Here is a 19645-nt window from a genome sequence, read left to right on the forward strand (position 1 = left end):
GGAACACGCCCGATATGGCCGAAGCCTTGCGCATTGGAATTGCCGGTCTTGGCACCGTGGGTGCCAGCGTCGTCCGCATGCTCGCCGCCAAGCAAGCCGAGCTTACGCGGCAATGCGGCCGCGGCATCGTGCCGGTGGCCGTGTCGGCGCGCGATCGCGGCAAGGACCGCGGCGTCGACCTGAGCCAGGCGCAATGGTTCGACGATCCGGTGGCCCTGGCGCGCGCGCCAGGCATCGAGGTGTTCGTGGAGCTGATCGGCGGCGAGGACGGCCCGGCACTGGCGGCGGTGCGTGCGGCACTGGAGGCCGGCCGCCACGTGGTTACGGCCAACAAGGCGCTGCTTTCCCGCCACGGTGTCGAACTGGCCACAATCGCCGAGGAGAAGGGCGTTTTGCTCAATTACGAGGCGGCGGTGGCCGGCGGCATACCGGTCATCAAGACCATGCGCGAGGCGCTGGCCGGAAACCGGGTCAACCGCGTCTTCGGGATCCTGAACGGCACGGCCAATTACATCCTCACGCGCATGGAGGCCGAGGGAATCGACTTCGAGACCTGTCTTGCGGAGGCGCAGCGGCTTGGCTACGCCGAGGCCGATCCGACCTTCGACATCGAAGGGCATGACACCGCGCACAAGCTTTCCATTCTTACCAGCCTTGCCTTCGGGTGCCGCATCTCGGCCAGGGACATCTACATGGAGGGCATCTCCAACATCACCCAGGCCGACATCCGAGCCGCGAGCGAACTGGGCTACCGCATCAAGCTGCTCGGCGTGGCGCAGAAGACCGAAAGCGGCATCGAGCAGCGCGTGCATCCCACCATGGTTCCGGTCAGCTCCGTCATCGCCCAGGTGCACGGCGTCACCAACGCCGTCGCCATCGAGACCGACATGCTGGGCGAACTTCTTCTTTCCGGCCCCGGCGCCGGCGGCGATGCCACGGCCTCCGCCGTGATTGGCGATATTGCCGACATCGCGAAGAGCCGTCCCGGCTTCCAGCACGGGCCGGTCTTCGGCTGGCCGGCGCGCGCGCTCACCCCCTACCAGCGCGCACGCATGCGCGCCCATGCAGGCGGCTACTTCATCCGCCTCACGGTGTATGATCGCACGGGCGTCTTCGCGGCGATAGCCGGGCGCATGGCCGAAAACGATATATCGCTCGAATCCATCGTCCAGCACGGCGACGCCACAGAGGAGGCGCACAAGACCGTTGTGCTGGTCACGCATGAGACCACGGAAGCCGCCGTGCGCAAGGCCGTGACCGAGATCACGCAGGACGGCCATCTGACCACCAAGCCGCAGGTCATCCGCATAGAGCGGGCCGCGTGAGGGCCTTCCCCGTCTGTTTTCAGGATGGGAGAGGCTTTTCCAATTATTCAATCGATTCAAGTTTGTAGGCGGGGCCCGACGGCTCTTGCCGTCTCTCGCGCACTTTGTCAAAACGGTGCCTCGACATGTTTCGCGGCCCGCGCGGCCGCCGTCACCTCCGGGAGAGCAGGGATGACCTTCATGCCCAAGAACCCCCAGGCCGGTCTCGACAGGATCCTGACGCTCGAACTCGTTCGCGTCACCGAGCGTGCCGCCGTGGCTGCCGCCAGGCTGCGCGGGCGCGGCGACGAGAAGGCTGCCGACCAGGCAGCGGTGGATGCCATGCGCTCCGAGCTCAACCGTCTGCCGATCCGCGGGACCGTGGTGATCGGCGAGGGCGAGCGTGACGAGGCGCCGATGCTCTATATCGGCGAGGAGGTGGGCGTGGGCGAGGGGCCGGAGGTGGACATCGCGCTCGACCCCTTGGAAGGCACGACCATCTGCGCGAAGAACCTGCCCAATGCGCTGGCCGTCATCGCCATCGCCGAGCGGGGCAGCCTGCTCTACGCGCCGGATGTCTACATGGAGAAGATTGCCATCGGTCCGGGTTATCCCGAAGGCATCGTCGATCTCGACGCGCCGCCGGCGGAGAACATCGAGAACCTGGCCAAGGCAAAGGGCGTGCCGGTGCGGGAGATTACCGCCTGCATTCTCGACCGTCCGCGCCATGCGCGCCTTGTCGAGGCGGTGCGGGCGACGGGCGCGGCCATCCGCCTGATCGGCGATGGAGACGTGGCCGGTGTCATCCACACCACCAATCCCGATGAGACGGGCATCGACATCTATATGGGCATCGGCGGCGCACCGGAGGGTGTCCTGGCGGCCGCGGCGCTGCGCTGTATCGGCGGCCAGATGCAGGGCCGCCTGCAGCTCAACACCGAGGAGAAGGTCGCGCGCGCGGCGAAGATGGGCATTTCCGATCCGAAAAAGGTGTACCGCATGGAGGAAATGGCCAGCGGCGATGTGCTGTTCGCCGCCACCGGCGTCACCGACGGGAATCTGCTCTCGGGCGTCCGCTTTGCCCGCGATTCGATCCACACCCACACCATCGTGATGCGCTCCTCCTCGCGAACGGTGCGCGAGATCAAGGCGCAGCATCAGGATTTGGATAAGTTCTGAATCAGCCTGCAATTCATGCCGTCGAACGTCTATCGTCCGGCAAGGACGGGAGAACAGGCGTGAACGGCGAGAGACGTTACTTCCTGGACGTGCGACGGTCGGCGCGTGGCGTGGCGTGGCGCCACCGGCTCGATGCGCGCGGCGAGAACCTGGCGCTCGGCATGGCCCAGAGCACGGGGCTGCCGGAGATCGTGGCGCGGGTTCTGGCCGGGCGCGGCGTGGGCGTTGAGGAGGCGGACCGGTTTCTGGCGCCGTCCCTGCGCGATCTTCTGCCGGACCCCATCACGCTGACCGACATGGACAGCGCGGCTTCTCGCATTGCAGGGGCGGCGGCGCGGTGCGAGCGCGTTGCGATCTTCGGCGATTATGATGTCGACGGGGCGGCGTCTTCCGCGATGGTGAAGCGCTTTCTCGCCCATTATGGGGTGGAATCGGAAATCTATATTCCCGACCGAATTTTCGAGGGATACGGACCCAACCCGGAGGCCATGCGCGAGCTGGCCGAGCGCGCCTCGCTCATCATCACCGTGGATTGCGGCACCAACAGCGCGGAGGCCATCGCCGCCGCGCGGAAGGCCGGCGCGGATGTTGTGGTGCTCGATCACCATCAGGTGGGCAGCGCGCTTCCCGATGGCGTTCCGCTCGTCAATCCAAACAGGGAGGACGACCTTTCGGGCCAGGGGCATCTGTGCGCCGCGGGCGTGGTGTTTCTCGCCCTCGTGCGCACGCGCCGCCTCCTGCAGGAGAGGATGCCGCGCACGCAGCCCTTCGATCTGCTCTCGTTGCTCGATCTCGTGGCGCTGGCCACCGTCTGCGACGTGGTGCCGCTTGTCGGCGTCAACCGCGCCTTCGTCGTCAAGGGATTGCTTGCGGCCCGCCAGATGAAGACGCCGGGCCTTGCCGCGCTCGCCCGCCTGGCGCGCATCGGCGAGCCGCTCAATCCCTACCATTTCGGCTTTCTCCTGGGACCACGCATCAATGCCGGGGGGCGCATCGGGGACGCGGCGCTGGGCAGCCGGCTGCTGGCCTCATCGGACCCGTCGGAAGCGGAGACGATTGCCGCGACGCTCGACCGGCTGAACCGGGAGCGCCAGGTCATGGAGACGGAGATGCTGGCGGAGGCGCGCGCGGAGGCCGACGCGGAGCTGGCCGCCGGCGACGGGCCGGCGATTCTGGTAACGGCGAGCGAGCGCTGGCACCCCGGCATTGTCGGGCTGATTGCCTCGCGGCTGAAGGATCACGCCCGACGCCCCGCCTTTGCCATCGCCTTCGACGGCAGCGGCCTGGGCACCGGCTCCGGCCGCTCTATTGCCGGCTTCGATCTCGGCCGGCTGGTGCGCGAGGCGGTGGCGAAGGGGCTGCTTAAGAAGGGCGGCGGTCACGCCATGGCCGCCGGGATCACCGTGGAGCGGGCGAAGCTGGGGGGGTTGCGCGCCTTTTTCGAGGAGCGGGCGGCCGATACCGTGGGAGCTTTGCGTGCCGTGGAGAGCCTGCATATCGACGCCGCATTGTCGGCGGAAGGTGCGACCTTCGAGCTTCTCGACATGCTGGAGGCGGCCGGCCCCTATGGTGCGGGCCATCCCGCGCCGGTGCTGGCGCTGCCGCGCCATCGCCTTGCCGATGCGCAGGTGGTGGGCAACGGGCATGTGCGCGCCGATCTGCGCACCCATTCGGGAACCCGCTTGCCGGCCATCGCCTTCCGCGCCGCCGAAAGCGATCTCGGCCGTTTCCTGCTGGCGCGCCGCGGCGCAACGATTCATCTTGCGGGAACGCTGGCCGCCAACCACTGGAACGGTTCGCGCTCCGTCCAGTTTCGCATCACCGATGCGGCGGAGGAATAGCCGTCAGGAAAGCACGCTCAGCAGCCGGTGCAGCTCCGGAAGCTGGGCCTTTGCGGAATTGTAGCCGATCCTGATGGCCTCGTCGGCCCGATAGAACTCGGTGAGCCCGATCTGGCCAAGCTTCGGCTGCAGCGAGATGTCGGGCGGATCTCCGGCCATCCGGGCGCGCGAGATGCGGTCCTGAATGATGTTGAAGGCTTCAACCATCACGCCGGTAATCCCCAGCCTGGCGTCGCGCTGACGCGGCCCCTTGTCCACGACCAGCGGCGTCTTGCGGCCTTCGGTCTGACCGTTCTCCATCTCCGGCAGGTCTGCCGAGTGCTTGATGACGGCGGCACGGCCGAAAATGTCGTAGTGCAGATTGACCGCCACGACGAGCGGCTGCTCATAGGCGCGGCAGGCCGAGACGGGAACCGGGTTGACGAGCGCACCGTCCACCAGAACACGGCCATTGCAGACCACGGGCTCGAAGACGCCAGGAAGCGCGTAGGAGGCCCGCATCGCGGTGATCAGCGAGCCGCTCGACAGCCAGACTTCGTGGCCCGTGCGGATTTCGGCCGCCACGCAGACGAAGGGCCGAGACAAATCCTCGAATGTGACGCCGCTCAGATGCTCTTCCATGCGGCTGGTCAGCTTCATGCCGCCAAACAGCCCGCTGCCGCCAAAGTTAAGGTCGAGCAGGCCGAAGATGCGCCGGCGCGTCAGCGAACGGGCAAACTCCTCCAGTGCGTCCAGCTTGCCGGCAAGATAGCAACCGCCGACCAGCGCCCCGATGGAGGTGCCGGCAATCATGCTGATGGGGATGTCTTCCTCTTCCAGGGCCCGCAGGACGCCGATATGGGCCCAGCCGCGCGCAGCACCCCCACCGAGCGCCAACGCGATGCCGGGCCGTCTTTCCTTCTGTACCGGCGGCGCGGACGGCGGCGGGGAAGGGGGATCGGCCTCCTCGCCCCTTTTTCTCGCCCGGTATTGCGCCCATTCGAGCATCTTCATCTCCTGCCCCGGGACATATTCTGGCGCCGGCGCGTATCCATTTTATGAATATGAACGCGGGAAAATCAGGAAGCCACCCCTCGGAAGGGCAACAGTATCACTTTTCCGCCATCACGAGGACAGGCTCGCCCTTTTGGAGGCTCACCTTGCGATAGAAGCACGATCGCCGGCCGGTGTGGCAGGTGGCGCCATCGCCGGCCACGCGCACGCTCAAATGCACGGCATCCTGATCGCAATCGGTGCCGATGCTTTCGACATGCTGCACATTGCCGGAAGTCTCCCCCTTTTTCCACAAGGTCTGGCGCGAACGCGACCAGTAATGCGCGATGCCGGTCTCCAGAGTCCTCGCAAGCGCCTCGGCATTCATGTGCGCAACCATGAGCAGCGCCCCGTCGGCGGCATCGGTAACGACGGCCGTCACCAGGCCGTCGGCATCGAAGCGCGGCGTGAAGGCGGTTCCTTCCTCCAGAACGTGCTTGTCGGGGGAAGGGGGGGAGAAGGCAAGGCCGGGCATGGCAGGCTCAGCCGCCACGGCTGTCGCGAACCATGGTGACGAAGCGCACCTGCTCCTCCGGCTTCTCCTTGAAGATGCCGGTGAAGGTGGAGGTGAGCGTCGTCGAGCCCTGTTTGCGGATGCCGCGCATGGCCATGCACATGTGCTCGGCCTCGATCATCACGGCCACGCCCAGCGGGTCCAGAACGTGCTGGATGGTAGCGGCGACCTGCGCGGTGAGCGCCTCCTGGGTCTGCAGGCGGCGGGCGAAGATGTCCACCACGCGCGCGATCTTCGACAGGCCCACCACCTTGCCGTTCGGGAGGTAGCCGACATGCGCCTTACCGACGATCGGCACCATGTGGTGCTCGCAATGCGAGTGGAAGGGAATGTCCTTGACCAGCACCAGGTCGTCATAGCCCGCCACTTCCTCGAAGGTGCGCCCCAGTTCCTCGGCGGGACAAAGATCGTAGCCGCCGAACATCTCCTCAAACGCCTTGACAACGCGCTGGGGCGTTTCCCGCAATCCCTCGCGCTCCGGGTCGTCACCGGTCCAGCGCAGAAGGGTACGCACGGCCGCTTCCGCCTCTTCCCTGCTCGGCCGGTCGGTCTCGCGCTTGTCCAGGAAGTCGGGCTTGCCCGTTTCCTTCGCCGAAGAGTCGGGCCGGTGCGGGAAGTTCTTGATGATTGCGTCCATGACGAGGCGTCTCCCGTAGTCCCTGTCTCGCAGGGACGAGTTGAACGGTTCAAGGCCTTCGCGGGTTTTCCGGGAACGTTCCACAGTCCCGCCCGAAAAGCGGCTTGCGTCCGGCGGGGAAACGGCCTCCTGGCCCTTCTTGCCCTTCACCGGCTGAGATCATTATATAGTTGGTCCGAGCGCGAATGAAAGACATATGCGCGACAAGCCGTGCTTGCTCCGCGCCGTCAGGCGGAAATTCATGATAGACGACGTCTACAATGCGAAAATTCTTGGCTTTGCGGGCAATATCGGCCGCATCGGCCGGTTGGCAGAGCCGGATGCCACCGCCACCGCGCATTCCCGGCTGTGCGGTTCCACCGTCACGGTCGATCTGAAGATGGAGGACGGGGTGGTGAGCGATTTCGCCCATGAGGTGCGCGCATGCGCCTTGGGCCAGGCTTCCTCCTCCATCATGGCGAACAATGTGATCGGCGCCAGCGCCGAAGAGCTGCGGGAGGTGCGCCAGGCCATGTTGCGCATGCTGAAGGAGGGCGGGCCACCGCCCGGCGGGCGCTTTTCCGACCTGAAATATCTGGAGCCGGTGCGCGACTACAAGGCCCGCCATGCCTCCACCATGCTGACGTTCGACGCGGTGGTCGACTGTCTCGATCAGATCGAGAAGAAGCAGGCAGAGAAGGCGGCTTGAGGAGAGTGGGCCGAAACGGCTCCCCTATCGAGGATCGCGGTCTTTGCCGCCCTCGTTGGCAAGCGGTCGTCGAGAAAGAATGAAACTCTCCCGCAACTGGCAAGGTCAATGGCCGCGCACGCCGGGACGGCTTTTGGGCACCGGGTTCGTGCGCTTCTACCAGCTCACGCTTTCGGGCTTCGTGGGCAATTCCTGCCGGCATTTTCCCACCTGCTCGGAATATGCGTATGAGGCGATTGCCCGCCACGGGCTGTGGGCGGGTGGATGGATGGGGCTGTTTCGGGTGCTGCGCTGCGGCCCGGGCGGTACCCATGGCGTCGATCCGGTGCCTGAGGCGCTGCCGCCGCGCCACAGGTGGTGGGCGCCGTGGCGCCTGTGGCGGCTTTGAAGGGAAAGGGCCTTTACGCGGCGAGCGGATGGGGCTAGATGCGGGCCGCCCAACGCAAAGCTGTTTCACCACCCGCGCTCGTTGGCGGGACTGGATAGGAGATCTGTCATGGCCCAGGCCGTTTCCCTCATATTTCCCGATGGCTCCCGACGCGAATACGACGCGGTGGCGACGGGCGCCGATATTGCCGCCTCCATCTCGAAGTCGCTGGCCAAGAAGGCCGTTGCCTACGCGCTCGACGGCACGCTGCGCGATCTTGCCGATCCGATCGGCGAGGCCGGGGGGCGCATCGAGATCATCACCCGTGACGACCCGCGCGCCCTGGAGCTCATCCGTCACGATGCGGCGCATGTGATGGCCGAGGCTGTGCAGGAGCTCTACCCCGGCACCCAGGTGACCATCGGTCCGGTGATCGAGAACGGCTTCTACTATGATTTCGCCCGCGACGAGCCCTTCACGCCGGAGGATCTGCCGGTCATTGAAAAGAAGATGCGCGAGATCATCGCCCGCAACAAGCCCTTCACCAAGGAGGTGTGGCCGCGGGAGAGGGCAAGGCAGGTTTTCCGCGACAAGGGGGAGTTCTACAAGGTCGAGCTGGTCGACGCGATCCCCGAGGGCGAGGATGTCAAGATCTACGCGCAGGGTGATTGGTTCGACCTGTGCCGTGGCCCGCACATGGTCTCGACCGGGCAGATCGGCAATGCCTTCAAGCTGATGAAGGTGGCCGGCGCCTATTGGCGCGGCGATTCCGAGAACGCGATGCTCACCCGTATCTACGGCACGGCCTGGGCAACGCAGGAGCAGCTCGATCAGTACCTCCATATGCTGGAGGAGGCCGAGAAGCGCGACCATCGCCGGCTTGGCCGCGAGATGGACCTGTTCCATTTCCAAGAGGAGGGGCCGGGCGTGGTGTTCTGGCACGCCAAGGGCTGGCGTCTCTTCCAGAACCTGGTTTCCTACATGCGCCGTCGCCTCGATGGCACCTATGAAGAGGTCAACGCACCGCAGGTGCTCGACCATTCGTTGTGGCAGACCTCCGGCCACTGGGGCTGGTACAAGGAGAACATGTTCAAGGTCGAGTGCGCGGACGAGGAGGCGGAAGACAAGCGCGTCTTCGCACTCAAGCCCATGAACTGCCCCGGCCACGTGCAGATCTTCAAGCATGGCTTGAAGTCCTATCGCGACCTGCCCATCCGCCTTGCCGAATTCGGCACGGTGCATCGCTACGAGCCATCCGGTGCGCTGCATGGTCTGATGCGTGTGCGCGGCTTTACCCAGGACGATGCCCACATCTTCTGCACCGAGGAGCAGCTGGCCGAGGAGTGCTTGAAGATCAACGAGCTGATCCTGTCCACCTACGCGGATTTCGGCTTCAAGGAGATCAAGGTCTTCCTGTCCACGCGGCCGGAGAAGCGGGTGGGCTCGGATGCGCTCTGGGATCACGCCGAAGAGATCATGACCGGGGTTCTGGAGGAGATCGGCCGCTCCGACAGCCGTATCACCACCGCGATCAATCCCGGCGACGGCGCCTTCTACGGGCCGAAGTTCGACTATGTGCTGAAGGACGCCATCGGCCGCGAATGGCAGTGCGGCACAACGCAGATCGACTTCAACCTGCCGGAGCGCTTTGGTGCGTTCTACATCGACAGGGATTCGGAGAAGAAGCAGCCGGTGATGATCCACCGTGCCATCTGCGGTTCGATGGAGCGTTTCCTGGGCATCCTGATCGAGAACTATGCCGGTCACTTTCCGCTCTGGTTCGCTCCCGTCCAGGTGGTGGTGGCGACCATCACCTCCGATGCCGACGCCTATGCTTGCGAGGTGGCCGGGCGGCTGAAGGCGGCGGGGCTGACGGTGGAGACCGACCTGCGCAACGAGAAGATCAACTACAAGGTGCGCGAGCACAGCCATGCCAAGGTGCCGGTTATCCTGGTCTGCGGCAAGCGCGAAGCGGAGGAGCGCACGGTGAACATGCGCCGGCTGGGCAGCCGCGAACAGGCTTCGCTGTCGCTGGAAGAAGCCGTCGCAAGCCTTGCCGGGGAGGCGACGCCGCCGGACATGCGCCGCGCGGCGTCCTAATCCGTTATGATCTCCTCGTCGGGATCCACCAGGTCGTCGGGCAACAGCTCGACGTCCTGCCGGCGGCCGGGCACCACGGTGAAATCGCGCCGGTAGATGCGGTCGCGGTTCTTCGCCACCACCGTGTATTCGCCTTCGGCAAGCACCATGGAGGCGTAGGCTCCGACCATCTCGCGCACCATCTCGCCGGTTCCCGCGAGAATCGACCAGGCCGTATCGGCAATCGCCTCGCCGCCGGGCTCGCGCACCAGCTTCAACGTCACGGGGGCGGCGCGATGCTCCACCGTCGCTTCCGTCAGCTCTCCTGCCTCCACGCGGATGTCGGCGCGGATCACCGCGTTGACGGATCCGTAGGTGGAAACGACGTGATAGGTGCCCGCGTTGAGACGCACCACCGAATCGGGCTGCACATCGGGTATGATGAGCGGTCGCTCGCCTGTCGCGTCCGGCTCGCTCTCATAGATCGAAAAGCGCAGGCGCTGCGGCGGAATGCGGATACCGCCGGGCAGCACCGCATCGAGCTTCAGACCGCCGGCATCGAGCACAAGTTGCTCCGTCTTGGGCTCCGGGCCGACGGTGATGCGCTTCGTGGCGCCCGCGCGGCCATAGGCGGCATGCACCAGATACCCGCCGGGCGGCAGCATGAAGGTGCTGGTTCCGCCCTTCGCCGTGGCCACCAGCGGCAGCGTGCCATCCGCCCCCGGCTCGGGCGCGAATATGCGCCAGACGAGACCGCCCGGAATCTCCTCCGATTCCTCGCTCAACAGCGCCGAAAGCGTCACCTCTCCGGTCTCCGCCAGGGCCAGCGGATCGTTCTGTCTGGGAGGGGCATACTCGTTGAGACCGGGCACCCGCAATTCGTCCAAGGAAAGCAGGTCCTCCTGCGCGAAGGCGCTCGGGGCCGTCGCGGCAAGGGCGGCAAAGACGAAGAAAAGGAAACCCCCGGAAAGCAATCTCATGGGTTGCTTTGAAGCCCAACCGGGTGGCAATTTCAAGGCCGCATATGCCCGGAACCGCGGCCTTTGTCGCGCATCCATCACCCAAGGGAGCCGCCTTTGAACCAGCAGGTTATCGACTTCATGCTCGCCCGCCGTTCGCCGCCCATTCATGAGCTGTCCGGGCCGGCACCTTCCGACGGCGAGGTGGAGACAATGCTCAGGGTCGCCACCCGCGTTCCCGACCATGGAATGCTCGCACCCTGGCGCTTCATCCTCTATCGCGGCGAGGCGCGCGAGAGGGTGGGGCGGATGCTGGCCAATCTGGCCGAGACGCGCGAAGGGCCGCTCGACGAGGCGCGGCGCAACCAGGAGCTGACGCGATTCTCGCGCGCGCCCTTGGTGATCGGCGTGATCTTCACGCCAAAGGAAAGCACGAAGATTCCCGAATGGGAGATGTTCCTTTCGGCCGGCATGGCGGCCATGAACCTGATCCATGCTGCAGGGGCGCTTGGCTATCACGCCAACATGATCACCAACTGGTACTCCGACATCGAGGAAGGGCGGCGCATCCTGGGGCTTGCCCCGCAGGAGCGCGTGGTGGGCTTCGTGCATATCGGACGGCATCCCGGCGGCACGCCCGACCGGCCGCGCCCCGACATTGCCGGGCTGGTGAACGACTATGCCGGCCCCTGGGAGGACTGACGGCGATGTTCTACGAACCGAAAAGCGGCCACGGGCTGCCGCACGATCCCTTCAAGGCCATCGTGGCGCCGCGCCCCATCGGTTGGATTTCCACGCGCCGGCCGGACGGGCGTTTCAATCTGGCGCCCTATTCGTTCTTCAACGCCTTCTCTTCCAATCCCTATCTCGTGTGGTTTTCCTCCGAGGGCGAGAAGGACAGTGCCTCGATCGCCCGCCAGACGGGCGAGTTCGCAGTCAACCTGGTGAGCCTCTCTCTGGCCGGTAAGATGAACGAGACGGCCATCGACGCCCCGCCGGATGTCAGCGAGTTCGATCTGGCCGGGCTTACGCCCGCGCCTTGCCGGAACATCGCCTGTCCGCGTGTCGCCGAAGCGGCGGCCACGCTCGAATGCAAGGTGACCGAGGTGCTGGAGCCGCGCGACCTGCAGGGTCGCCACGCCGGCGTCTTCGTCGTCACCGGCGAGGTGGTGGGCGTGCATGTGGACGATTCCATGCTCGTCGACGGGCTGTTCGATGTCACGCGGGCGCAGAACCTGGCCCGCCTCGGCTATATGGACTATGCGGCGGTCACGGAGACCTTTTCCATGCGCCGGCCGCGTTGGAAAGACCGCTGAGAGGAGGGGAGCGGCGCTCTTCCCGTCTCCCGGCGGCACCGATCAGTTGCTCCAGGCCAGGCGGGCGCGTTCCAGAATGCGCCTTGCCCGGATGAGATGCGGCCGATCCACCATCGAACCTTCTATGCTCGCCACCCCTGTGTCTGCGGCCTTTTCGAAGGCTTCGATGATGTGGCGCGCTTCGGCAATGGCGCTCTCCGAAGGTGTGAAGGCGGCGTTGATGACCGGCACCTGCGCCGGGTGAATCGCCATCTTGGCCGTGAAGCCGTCGCGCTCGGCCTCGATGCACTCGCGCGCAAACCGGCTCTGATCGCGAAAATTGGGAAACACCGTATCCACCGCCGCCACGCCCGCCGCGCTGGCGGCAAGCAGTGTCGTGGCCCGCGCAAGCTGGAAGACGCCTGTATAACGCCCTTCCTCGTCACGCGCGGTGCGCGCGCCGACCTCGGCGGAAAGGTCTTCCGCGCCCCAGGTGAGGCCTGAAAGGCGTGCGCTGGCCTGCGCGTAGGTGCCAGCCGAGAAGACGCCCCGCGCGGTCTCCGTGATGATCGGCAGGATGGCCGTCGCGCCGTCCGCGATGCCGTTTTCGGCCTCATGCACCCGCAGCTTCATGGAAAGCTGCGCCACATCCTGCCCGCCTTCTGCCTTTGGCAGCATGATACCGGCGGGCCGCGCCGGCATCACGGCGGCCAGGTCATCGTTGATAAGCCCGCTCGAAAGCGCGTTCACCCGCACATAAAAACGGGCGGACGCATCGCCGTGGGCGGTCATGAATTCGGTGCAGATCTGCCGTGCAACCGCTTTTCGCGTCGGCGCCACGGAATCCTCGAGGTCCAGAATGAGCACATCTGCCGCACTTTGCAGCGCCCTTTCCAGCTTCTTTTCCGAATCGGCGGGAACGAACAGAAGCGAGCGCATCAGGCGGGCCTTTTGAGAATCATTGCCTGGCGCAGGCAGCGGGCCACCAGCCGGTCATGCTGGTTGTAGGCACGGTGCTCGAACTCCACGATGCCGCGATCCGGCTTCGAGCGCGATTCGCGCACGCTTTTCACCTCGGTCTCCACGCGCACCGTATCGCCGTGGAAAAGGGGATGGGGGAAGGTGGTTTCCGTCATGCCCAGATTGGCGACGGTGGTGCCCAGGGTGGTGTCGTGCACGGAGATGCCAATCATCAACCCCAGGGTGAAGAGAGAGTTGACCAGCGGCTTGCCCCACTCGGTCTTTCCGGCGAAGTCGAAATCGATATGAAGCGGCTGCGGGTTCAGCGTCATGACGGAGAACAGCATGTTGTCGCTCTCCGTCACCGTCTTGCGCAGCGTATGCCTGAAGATGTGGCCCGGTGTGAAATCTTCCAGATAAAGTCCCGCCATATCGGCTTTCTCCGGCTTGCGACGTTCTTGATAGGGGCCGGCGCGCCGGCCGGCAAGCGTGCGTATGGTAAACCATTCCTATACGAATTGCCGCTAGCCTTTCTCGCAGGGTTTGGGGGCAGGCAATTGATCGTAATCCAGCGTTTCCTGAAATGGATCGAGACGGCCAAGGTGGCCGAACGGGCGGCAGCGGCGGCGGCGCTGGCCCGCGCCTACATCCGCGATGACATTTGCTTCGAGGATCGCATGGCGGCCGAGGCGGCATTGACGCTGCTGCTCGACGATCCCTCGGCCAAGGTGCGGTTGGCGCTTTCGGAGACCCTCTCGCTCAGCCATCGTGCCCCGGCTCAGGTGGTGGCCGCACTGGCCGACGATCAGCCGGAGGTGGCGGCGCCCGTGCTCCTGCGCTCGCCGCTTCTTTCCGATTCCGATCTTGTCGACCGGGCGGCAACGGCGGGTGGGGAGATCCAGCGACTTCTGGCCTGCCGGCCGCGCGTCTCGATGGCGCTGTCGGCGGCGCTTGCCGAGATCGGTACCGCGGAAGCCTGCCTGGCGCTCGTGGGGAACGAGGGCGCGCAGATCGCCGGGGTCAGCTTTCGCCGTATGATCGAGCGTCACGGGGGCAACGGCGCCTTGCGCGCCGCGCTCGCCGCCGATCCGCGCCTGCCGCCGGACTGCCGGCACATGCTGGTGGTACGTACCGGTGAGGCGTTGTCGGCCGCACCGATCGTAAAGGCGTTGATGGGGGCGACACGTGCCGAACATGTCGCGCGGGAAGCCTGCGTCCGTGCGTCAATCACGCTGATCGACCGCACCGCGTCTTGCGAGCACGCCGCACTCGTGGAGCATCTTCGCCTTCGCGGCGATCTCACCTCCGCTTTCCTGGCGCGTGCCGTGGCGCATGGAAAGGTGGATTTCTTCGGCGTCGCGCTTGCGGCGCTGAGCGGGCGCGGGGAACGCCGCGTGCAGGCGCTCCTGTCCGGCGGCCGCGCCGGCGCGCTTGCCGCCCTTTTCTCCAGCGCCGGGCTGAAGCCCGTCACTCACGCGCCGATTCTGGCGGCACTGAGCATCTGGCGGGAAGTGGCCAACGGGAGGCGCATTGCCGGGCCGCAGGAGGTCTCCTGGCACATGCTGAAGGCGCTGGAGGGATGCGAGGCGGGCCCGCAGAGCGACCGCGATGCGCTTGCCACGCTTCTCAAGCGCATCCATCTGGAGGTTCTGCGCGAGAATGCCCGCCAACAGGCGCTCGCCCTGGCTGCGGCATAGGCAGGCTGCCGCATCGGCAGCCCCTAAATGTCCAGATCCTCGACAAACTCCGCATTCTCCTGGATGAAGCGGAATCGCGCCTCGGGCTTTGTGCCCATCAGCGCCTCGACGGCCATCTTCGTGGCTTCCGCGCTGTCCAGAACGTCGATCCGCAGGAGCGTGCGATGGGCGGGATCCATGGTGGTCTCCTTGAGCTGCCTCGGCAGCATCTCGCCCAGACCCTTGAAGCGGCCGATCTCGATCTTGCCGCGGCCGGTAAACTCGGTGGCAAGCAGCTCTTCCTTGTGCGCGTCGTCGCGCGCATACATGGTCTTGCCGCCCTGGGTGATCTTGTAGAGCGGTGGCACGGCCAGAAAGAGGTGCCCGTTCTCGATGAGCTTCGGCATCTCCTGATAAAAGAAGGTGATCAGCAGCGAGGCGATGTGGGCGCCATCGACATCCGCGTCCGTCATGATGATGACGCGCTCGTAGCGCAGATCGTCCTCGCGATATTTCGAGCGCGTACCGCAGCCGAGCGCCTGCACGAGATCGGATATCTGCTGGTTTGCGGCAAGCTTGTCGGAGCCGGCACTGGCCACGTTCAGGATCTTGCCGCGCAGGGGCAGAACGGCCTGCGTGGCGCGGTTGCGCGCCTGCTTGGCGGAGCCACCGGCCGAATCGCCCTCGACGATGAAGATTTCCGCGCCCGCAGCGGCGCTTGCCGTGCAATCGGCCAGCTTGCCCGGCAGGCGCAGCTTGCGCACCGCGCTCTTGCGGCTCACCTCGCGCTCCTGACGACGCTTCAGGCGCTCGTCGGCGCGCGCGATCACCCAGTCGAGCAGCTTTGAGGCTTCCTGCGGGTTGTCGGCCAACCAGTGGTCGAAGGGATCGCGCACCGCGTTCTCGACCATGCGCATGGCCGCCGCCGTGGCCAATTTGTCCTTGGTCTGGCCGACGAACTCCGGTTCGCGCACGAAGACCGAAAGCATGCCGGCAGCCGAGATCATCACGTCCTCGGCAGTGATGATGGCGGCCCGCTTGTTGCCGGTGAGTTCGGCATAGCCGCGCAGGCCCTTGAGCAGGGCCGAGCGGAAGCCCAGCTCGTGCGTTCCCCCCTCGGGCGTGGGCACCGTGTTGCAGTAGGAGTTCAGGAAGCCGTCGCCTGCGTACCAGGTGACCGCCCATTCCACGGCGCCATGGCCGCCGCGCTTCTCGCTGCGCCCGGAGAAGGGCTCACGCGTGACCTGATATTCTCCGTCGAGCGAGGCGGCGAGAAAGTCCTTCAGGCCGCCCGGAAAATGGAAGGTGGCCTTCTCCGGCGTGTCGTCCTTTTCTGCGATGAGCGAGGGCGCGCAAGCCCAGCGGATTTCCACACCGCCGAAGAGATAGGCCTTGGAGCGGGCCATGCGGTAGAGCCGGGCGGGCTGGAACCGCGCTCCCGCGCCGAAGATCTGCGCGTCGGGCTTGAAGCGCACGCGTGTGCCGCGCCGGTTCGGCACATCGCCCAGCATCTCCAGACCGCCCTGCGGCACCCCGCGCGAGAAGCACTGGCGATAGAGCTTGCGCCCGCGCGCCACCTCCACCTCCAGCCTTTCCGACAGGGCGTTGACAACGGACACGCCAACGCCGTGCAGGCCGCCGCTCGTCTCGTACACCTTGGAATCGAACTTGCCGCCGGAATGCAGCGTCGTCATGATGACTTCGAGCGCCGACTTGTTCTTGAACTTCGGATGCGGATCGACCGGGATGCCGCGGCCATTGTCCGTGACGGTAAGGAACCCGTCGGCATCGAGCTCCACCTCGATGAAGGTGGCGTGGCCGGCCACCGCCTCGTCCATGGCATTGTCGATGACTTCGGCAAAGAGATGGTGCAGGGCCTTGTCATCGGTGCCGCCGACATACATGCCGGGTCTGCGGCGCACCGGCTCAAGCCCCTCAAGGACCTCGATGTCGGCGGCGCTGTAGCCGTCGCCAGCATCCGGCCGGGCCTGGCGCTGGGTGCTGCGCCGCGGGGCAGCCGGCGCTTCGGGCTGCTTGAGGCGTTCGGTGCTGGCATCCAGCCCCGCAAAGAGGTCGTTGGTATCGTCCATCAAGTAAGCTCTTCCCGTACCCCGCGAATCACCGGCGATCTTGCCATGCTTTTCGTGGCAAAGCGAAGGCCGTTCCGGTTCCGTTCAAGAGTGCCGGCCGACGGCGGGCCGCACCGGCACGATTGCGACAAGCCGGCATGGCGCGTGTCATAGGCGAAGAAGGCTTCGCCTTCAACGTGCCGCCCGCCCATCCCGGACAGGAGAGGGGCGGGCGGCCGAGGGTCAGCTTGCCAGCGCCTCCACGGGCGGGCAGGCGCAGACGAGATTGCGGTCGCCGGCCACGTTGTCAACGCGCGAGACGGGCGGCCAGTATTTCGACGCGGCGTCCAAGCCGCCGGAAGGGAAGGCGGCCTGCGCGCGCGAATAGGGGTGCGTCCATTTCTCGGCCATCAGCTCGCTGGCGGTGTGGGGCGCGTTGACGAGCGGATTGTCGTCCTTTGGCCATTCGCCCCTTTCGACGCGCGCCACCTCCTCTGCGATGGCGATCATCGCCTCGCAAAAGCGATCGAGCTCGCCCTTGGGCTCGGACTCGGTGGGTTCCACCATCAGCGTGCCGGCCACCGGCCAGCTCATCGTGGGGGCATGGAAACCATAGTCGATCAGCCGCTTGGCAACGTCTTCCACCGTGATGCCGGCGCGTTCCTTGAGAATGCGCGTGTCGAGAATGCATTCATGCGCCACACGGTCGTTGCGGCCCTTGTAGAGAACGGGATAGTGCTCCTTCAGCCGCGCGGCGATGTAGTTGGCGGCGAGAATCGCCATTTCGGTCGCCCGTTTCAGGCCGTCGGCGCCCATCATGCGGATGTACATCCATGTGATCGGCAGGATGGACGCGCTGCCGAAGGGAGCGGCAGCCACCGCATGGCCGGAGCCCCGCACAACGTGTCCGGGCAGAAAGGGCTGCAGATGCGCCTTTACGCCGATGGGCCCCACGCCCGGCCCGCCGCCGCCATGCGGGATGCAGAAGGTCTTGTGCAGGTTCATGTGGCAGACATCGGCCCCGAGGTCGCCGGGGCGGGCAAGGCCCACCATGGCGTTGAGGTTGGCGCCGTCGAAATAGACCTGCCCGCCATGGGCATGGATGGTGGCGCACATGTCGCGCACACCTTCCTCGAACACGCCATGGGTCGAAGGATAGGTGAGCATCAGGGCAGCCAGCCGGTCGCCATGCTCCTCCACCTTGGCCTTCAGGTCCTCCTGGTCGATGTCGCCGTTCTCCGTGCAGCGCACGACGACCACCCGCATGCCGGCCATGGAGGCGGAGGCGGGATTCGTGCCGTGGGCGGAGGAGGGAATGAGGCAGACGTCGCGTTCCACCTCGCCCCGTGCGCGATGATAGCGCCGGATGGCCAGAAGACCGGCATATTCCCCCTGGCTGCCGGCATTGGGCTGCATCGACACGGCGTCGAAGCCGGTGATCTCGGCAAGCCAGCCTTCCAGTTCCTCGATCATCCGACGGTAGCCCCTGGCATGGCTGTCGGGCGCGAAGGGGTGCAATCCGGCCACTTCCGGCCAGCTGACCGGCAACATCTCCGCCGCCGCGTTCAGCTTCATGGTGCACGAGCCCAGCGGGATCATCGCCCGGTCGAGGGCGAGGTCCTTGTCGGCCAGCCGGCGCAGGAAGCGCATCATTTCGGTTTCCGAGCGGTTCTCATGGAATACCGGCTGGGTGAGAAACGTCTTGCCGCGCGGCCCGGCGGGCGCGATGGGTGGGCAGGTCTGCGGGAGGGAAGCCCCGAAAAGTGCGGCGATGGCTTCGAGGTCGGCCTCGGTGGATGTCTCGTCGAAGGTGATGCCCAAGCGATCCTCGTCGATCACGCGCAGGAGGCGACCACCGTTTTCAGCCTCGCCTGCAATTGCCTGTGCCTTGCCTTTGACGACAACGGTTACAGTATCAAAAATCCTTTCACCAAGAACGGTTAGGCCGGCATCCCGAAGCCCTGCGTGAAGCCGCGAAGCAAGCGCGTGGACACGGGAGGCAATGGCGCGCAGCCCCTCTGGCCCATGCCAGATGGCATAGGCGGCCGCCATGTTGGCGAGCAGCGCCTGGGCCGTGCAGATGTTGGACGTGGCCTTGTCGCGGCGGATATGCTGTTCGCGCGTCTGCAGGGCCAGGCGGTAGCCCGGCCGGCCGTGGGCATCCGTCGACTGGCCGACGAGGCGGCCCGGCATCAGCCGCGTCAGCCGGTCCGAGACGGCGCAATAGGCCGCGTGCGGCCCGCCGAAGCCCATGGGAACGCCGAAACGCTGCATGGAGCCGACCGCGATCTCGGCGCCGAGGGCAGCCGGGGTTTCGCTCATGACGAGGCCCAAGGGATCGGCGACGAAAACGACGATCGCGTCCTTGGCCTTGGCTTCCGCGATGAGGGCCGAGTGGTCCTCGTAGACGCCGAAGGTGTCCGCCCAGGGGACAATCAGCGCACACGTCTCCTCGTCCACCGTGCCATTGCCGATCTTGAGGCCCAGCGGCTCGGCACGCGTTTCCATCACGTCGCGGGTCTGCGGGTGGAGTGCACCGGCAATCGAGACCCTGTTACGCCTGGCCCGGTGATGGCGCCAGGCGATTCCCACCGCCTCGGCCACCGCCGTTGCCTCATCCAGAAGGGATGCGGAGGCGACGGGCAGCCCCGTAAGCTCCGTTACCAGAGTCTGGAAATGGAACAGCATCTCCAGCCGCCCCTGGCTGATTTCGGATTGGTAAGGCGTGTAGGCGGTGTACCAGGCCGGGTTCTCGAACATGTTGCGGCTGATGACCGGCGGCACATGGCAGCCGTGATAGCCGGCGCCGATGAAGCTCTTCAGAACCGTGTTCTCGCGCATGTGGGCCTGAAGCTCGGCCAGCGCCTCCGCCTCGCTAACCGCCTCCGGCAGGGCTAGAGGCCGCTCCATGCGGATCGACTTCGGCACGGCCTGGGAAATCAGCGTGGCCAGGGAAGGCAGGCCGAGGGCAGCCAGCATGGCTTTCGTGTCTTCCTCGCGCGGGCCGATATGGCGGGCGGCAAAGGGTTGCGTGGTCTCGGGCAT

The 19645-nt window shown here is 65.9% G+C and carries 17 protein-coding genes; 9 read left to right on the forward strand and 8 right to left on the reverse strand.

Annotation, left to right across the window (positions count from 1 at the left end):
- Window positions 1–14 precede the first annotated feature (14 nt).
- The 3 genes from NYR58_RS02030 (at window position 15) to recJ (ending at window position 4324) form a co-directional block, all read left to right on the forward strand.
- Window positions 15–1325: a homoserine dehydrogenase gene (locus NYR58_RS02030; RefSeq protein WP_261518739.1), complete on the forward strand. Its 1311-nt coding sequence runs from the start codon at window positions 15–17 to the stop codon at window positions 1323–1325.
- A 180-nt stretch (window positions 1326–1505) separates the two neighbouring features.
- Window positions 1506–2483, forward strand: a complete 978-nt coding sequence (gene glpX, locus NYR58_RS02035) for a class II fructose-bisphosphatase (protein ID WP_261518843.1) — start codon at window positions 1506–1508, stop codon at window positions 2481–2483.
- Window positions 2484–2542: 59 nt separating this feature from the next.
- Window positions 2543–4324 carry a single-stranded-DNA-specific exonuclease RecJ gene (gene recJ, locus NYR58_RS02040; protein ID WP_261518740.1) on the forward strand — a complete coding sequence of 594 codons (1782 nt, stop codon included), beginning with the start codon at window positions 2543–2545 and terminating at the stop codon, window positions 4322–4324.
- Between the two features lie 3 nt (window positions 4325–4327).
- Here recJ and NYR58_RS02045 read toward each other — a convergent pair whose 3' ends face one another.
- The 3 genes from NYR58_RS02045 to folE form a co-directional block, all read right to left on the reverse strand.
- Window positions 4328–5311, reverse strand: coding sequence for a patatin family protein (locus tag NYR58_RS02045; protein ID WP_261518741.1), 984 nt, complete (start codon window positions 5309–5311; stop codon window positions 4328–4330).
- Between the two features lie 103 nt (window positions 5312–5414).
- Window positions 5415–5831, reverse strand: coding sequence for a phosphoribosyl-AMP cyclohydrolase (gene hisI / locus NYR58_RS02050; RefSeq protein WP_261518844.1), 417 nt, complete (start codon window positions 5829–5831; stop codon window positions 5415–5417).
- Window positions 5832–5838: 7 nt separating this feature from the next.
- A complete protein-coding gene (folE, locus tag NYR58_RS02055; RefSeq protein ID WP_261518742.1) occupies window positions 5839–6507 on the reverse strand; it encodes a GTP cyclohydrolase I FolE in 669 nt (222 codons plus the stop codon).
- A 241-nt stretch (window positions 6508–6748) separates the two neighbouring features.
- On the opposite strand from folE, the gene NYR58_RS02060 reads away from it, so the two are divergent.
- The 3 genes from NYR58_RS02060 to thrS all read left to right on the forward strand — a co-directional run bounded on the left by NYR58_RS02060 (window position 6749) and on the right by thrS (window position 9662).
- A complete protein-coding gene (locus NYR58_RS02060; protein ID WP_261518743.1) occupies window positions 6749–7195 on the forward strand; it encodes an iron-sulfur cluster assembly scaffold protein in 447 nt (148 codons plus the stop codon).
- 79 nt (window positions 7196–7274) lie between these two features.
- Window positions 7275–7583: a membrane protein insertion efficiency factor YidD gene (yidD, locus tag NYR58_RS02065; RefSeq protein ID WP_261518744.1), complete on the forward strand. Its 309-nt coding sequence runs from the start codon at window positions 7275–7277 to the stop codon at window positions 7581–7583.
- Window positions 7584–7691: 108 nt separating this feature from the next.
- Window positions 7692–9662: a threonine--tRNA ligase gene (gene thrS / locus NYR58_RS02070; protein ID WP_261518745.1), complete on the forward strand. Its 1971-nt coding sequence runs from the start codon at window positions 7692–7694 to the stop codon at window positions 9660–9662.
- Here thrS and NYR58_RS02075 read toward each other — a convergent pair.
- Complete coding sequence (locus NYR58_RS02075) at window positions 9659–10621, reverse strand: hypothetical protein (protein ID WP_261518747.1); 963 nt, start codon at window positions 10619–10621, stop codon at window positions 9659–9661. The two genes, thrS and NYR58_RS02075, sit on opposite strands and share 4 nt — an antisense overlap.
- A gap of 120 nt (window positions 10622–10741) precedes the next feature.
- Between NYR58_RS02075 and NYR58_RS02080 the strand changes: the two genes are divergently transcribed.
- Together NYR58_RS02080 and NYR58_RS02085 are read left to right on the forward strand one after the other, a co-directional pair.
- Window positions 10742–11302 (forward strand): nitroreductase family protein, encoded by a 561-nt coding sequence (locus tag NYR58_RS02080; protein WP_378074585.1) that lies wholly within the window; start codon window positions 10742–10744, stop codon window positions 11300–11302.
- Between the two features lie 5 nt (window positions 11303–11307).
- Window positions 11308–11916: a flavin reductase family protein gene (locus NYR58_RS02085; protein WP_261518751.1), complete on the forward strand. Its 609-nt coding sequence runs from the start codon at window positions 11308–11310 to the stop codon at window positions 11914–11916.
- Between the two features lie 42 nt (window positions 11917–11958).
- Here NYR58_RS02085 and NYR58_RS02090 read toward each other — a convergent pair whose 3' ends face one another.
- Together NYR58_RS02090 and NYR58_RS02095 are read right to left on the reverse strand one after the other, a co-directional pair.
- Entirely contained in the window at window positions 11959–12834 is an 876-nt protein-coding gene (locus NYR58_RS02090; protein WP_261518752.1) for an HpcH/HpaI aldolase/citrate lyase family protein, read from the reverse strand.
- Window positions 12834–13286 carry a MaoC family dehydratase gene (locus NYR58_RS02095; RefSeq protein ID WP_261518753.1) on the reverse strand — a complete coding sequence of 151 codons (453 nt, stop codon included), beginning with the start codon at window positions 13284–13286 and terminating at the stop codon, window positions 12834–12836. Before NYR58_RS02095 ends, NYR58_RS02090 begins: the two co-directional genes overlap by 1 nt.
- Window positions 13287–13412: 126 nt before the next feature.
- On the opposite strand from NYR58_RS02095, the gene NYR58_RS02100 reads away from it, so the two are divergent.
- The gene (locus NYR58_RS02100; protein WP_261518754.1) at window positions 13413–14552 is read left to right on the forward strand and encodes a DUF2336 domain-containing protein; all 1140 of its coding nucleotides are present in this window, start codon (window positions 13413–13415) and stop codon (window positions 14550–14552) included.
- Between the two features lie 23 nt (window positions 14553–14575).
- Here NYR58_RS02100 and parE read toward each other — a convergent pair whose 3' ends face one another.
- Window positions 14576–16621 carry a DNA topoisomerase IV subunit B gene (gene parE / locus NYR58_RS02105; protein ID WP_261518755.1) on the reverse strand — a complete coding sequence of 682 codons (2046 nt, stop codon included), beginning with the start codon at window positions 16619–16621 and terminating at the stop codon, window positions 14576–14578.
- Between the two features lie 222 nt (window positions 16622–16843).
- A complete protein-coding gene (gcvP, locus tag NYR58_RS02110) occupies window positions 16844–19645 on the reverse strand; it encodes an aminomethyl-transferring glycine dehydrogenase (RefSeq protein ID WP_261518756.1) in 2802 nt (933 codons plus the stop codon).

Origin of the sequence: Chelativorans intermedius, from assembly GCF_025398255.1 — a bacterium.
GTDB lineage: Bacteria > Pseudomonadota > Alphaproteobacteria > Rhizobiales > Rhizobiaceae > Chelativorans > Chelativorans intermedius.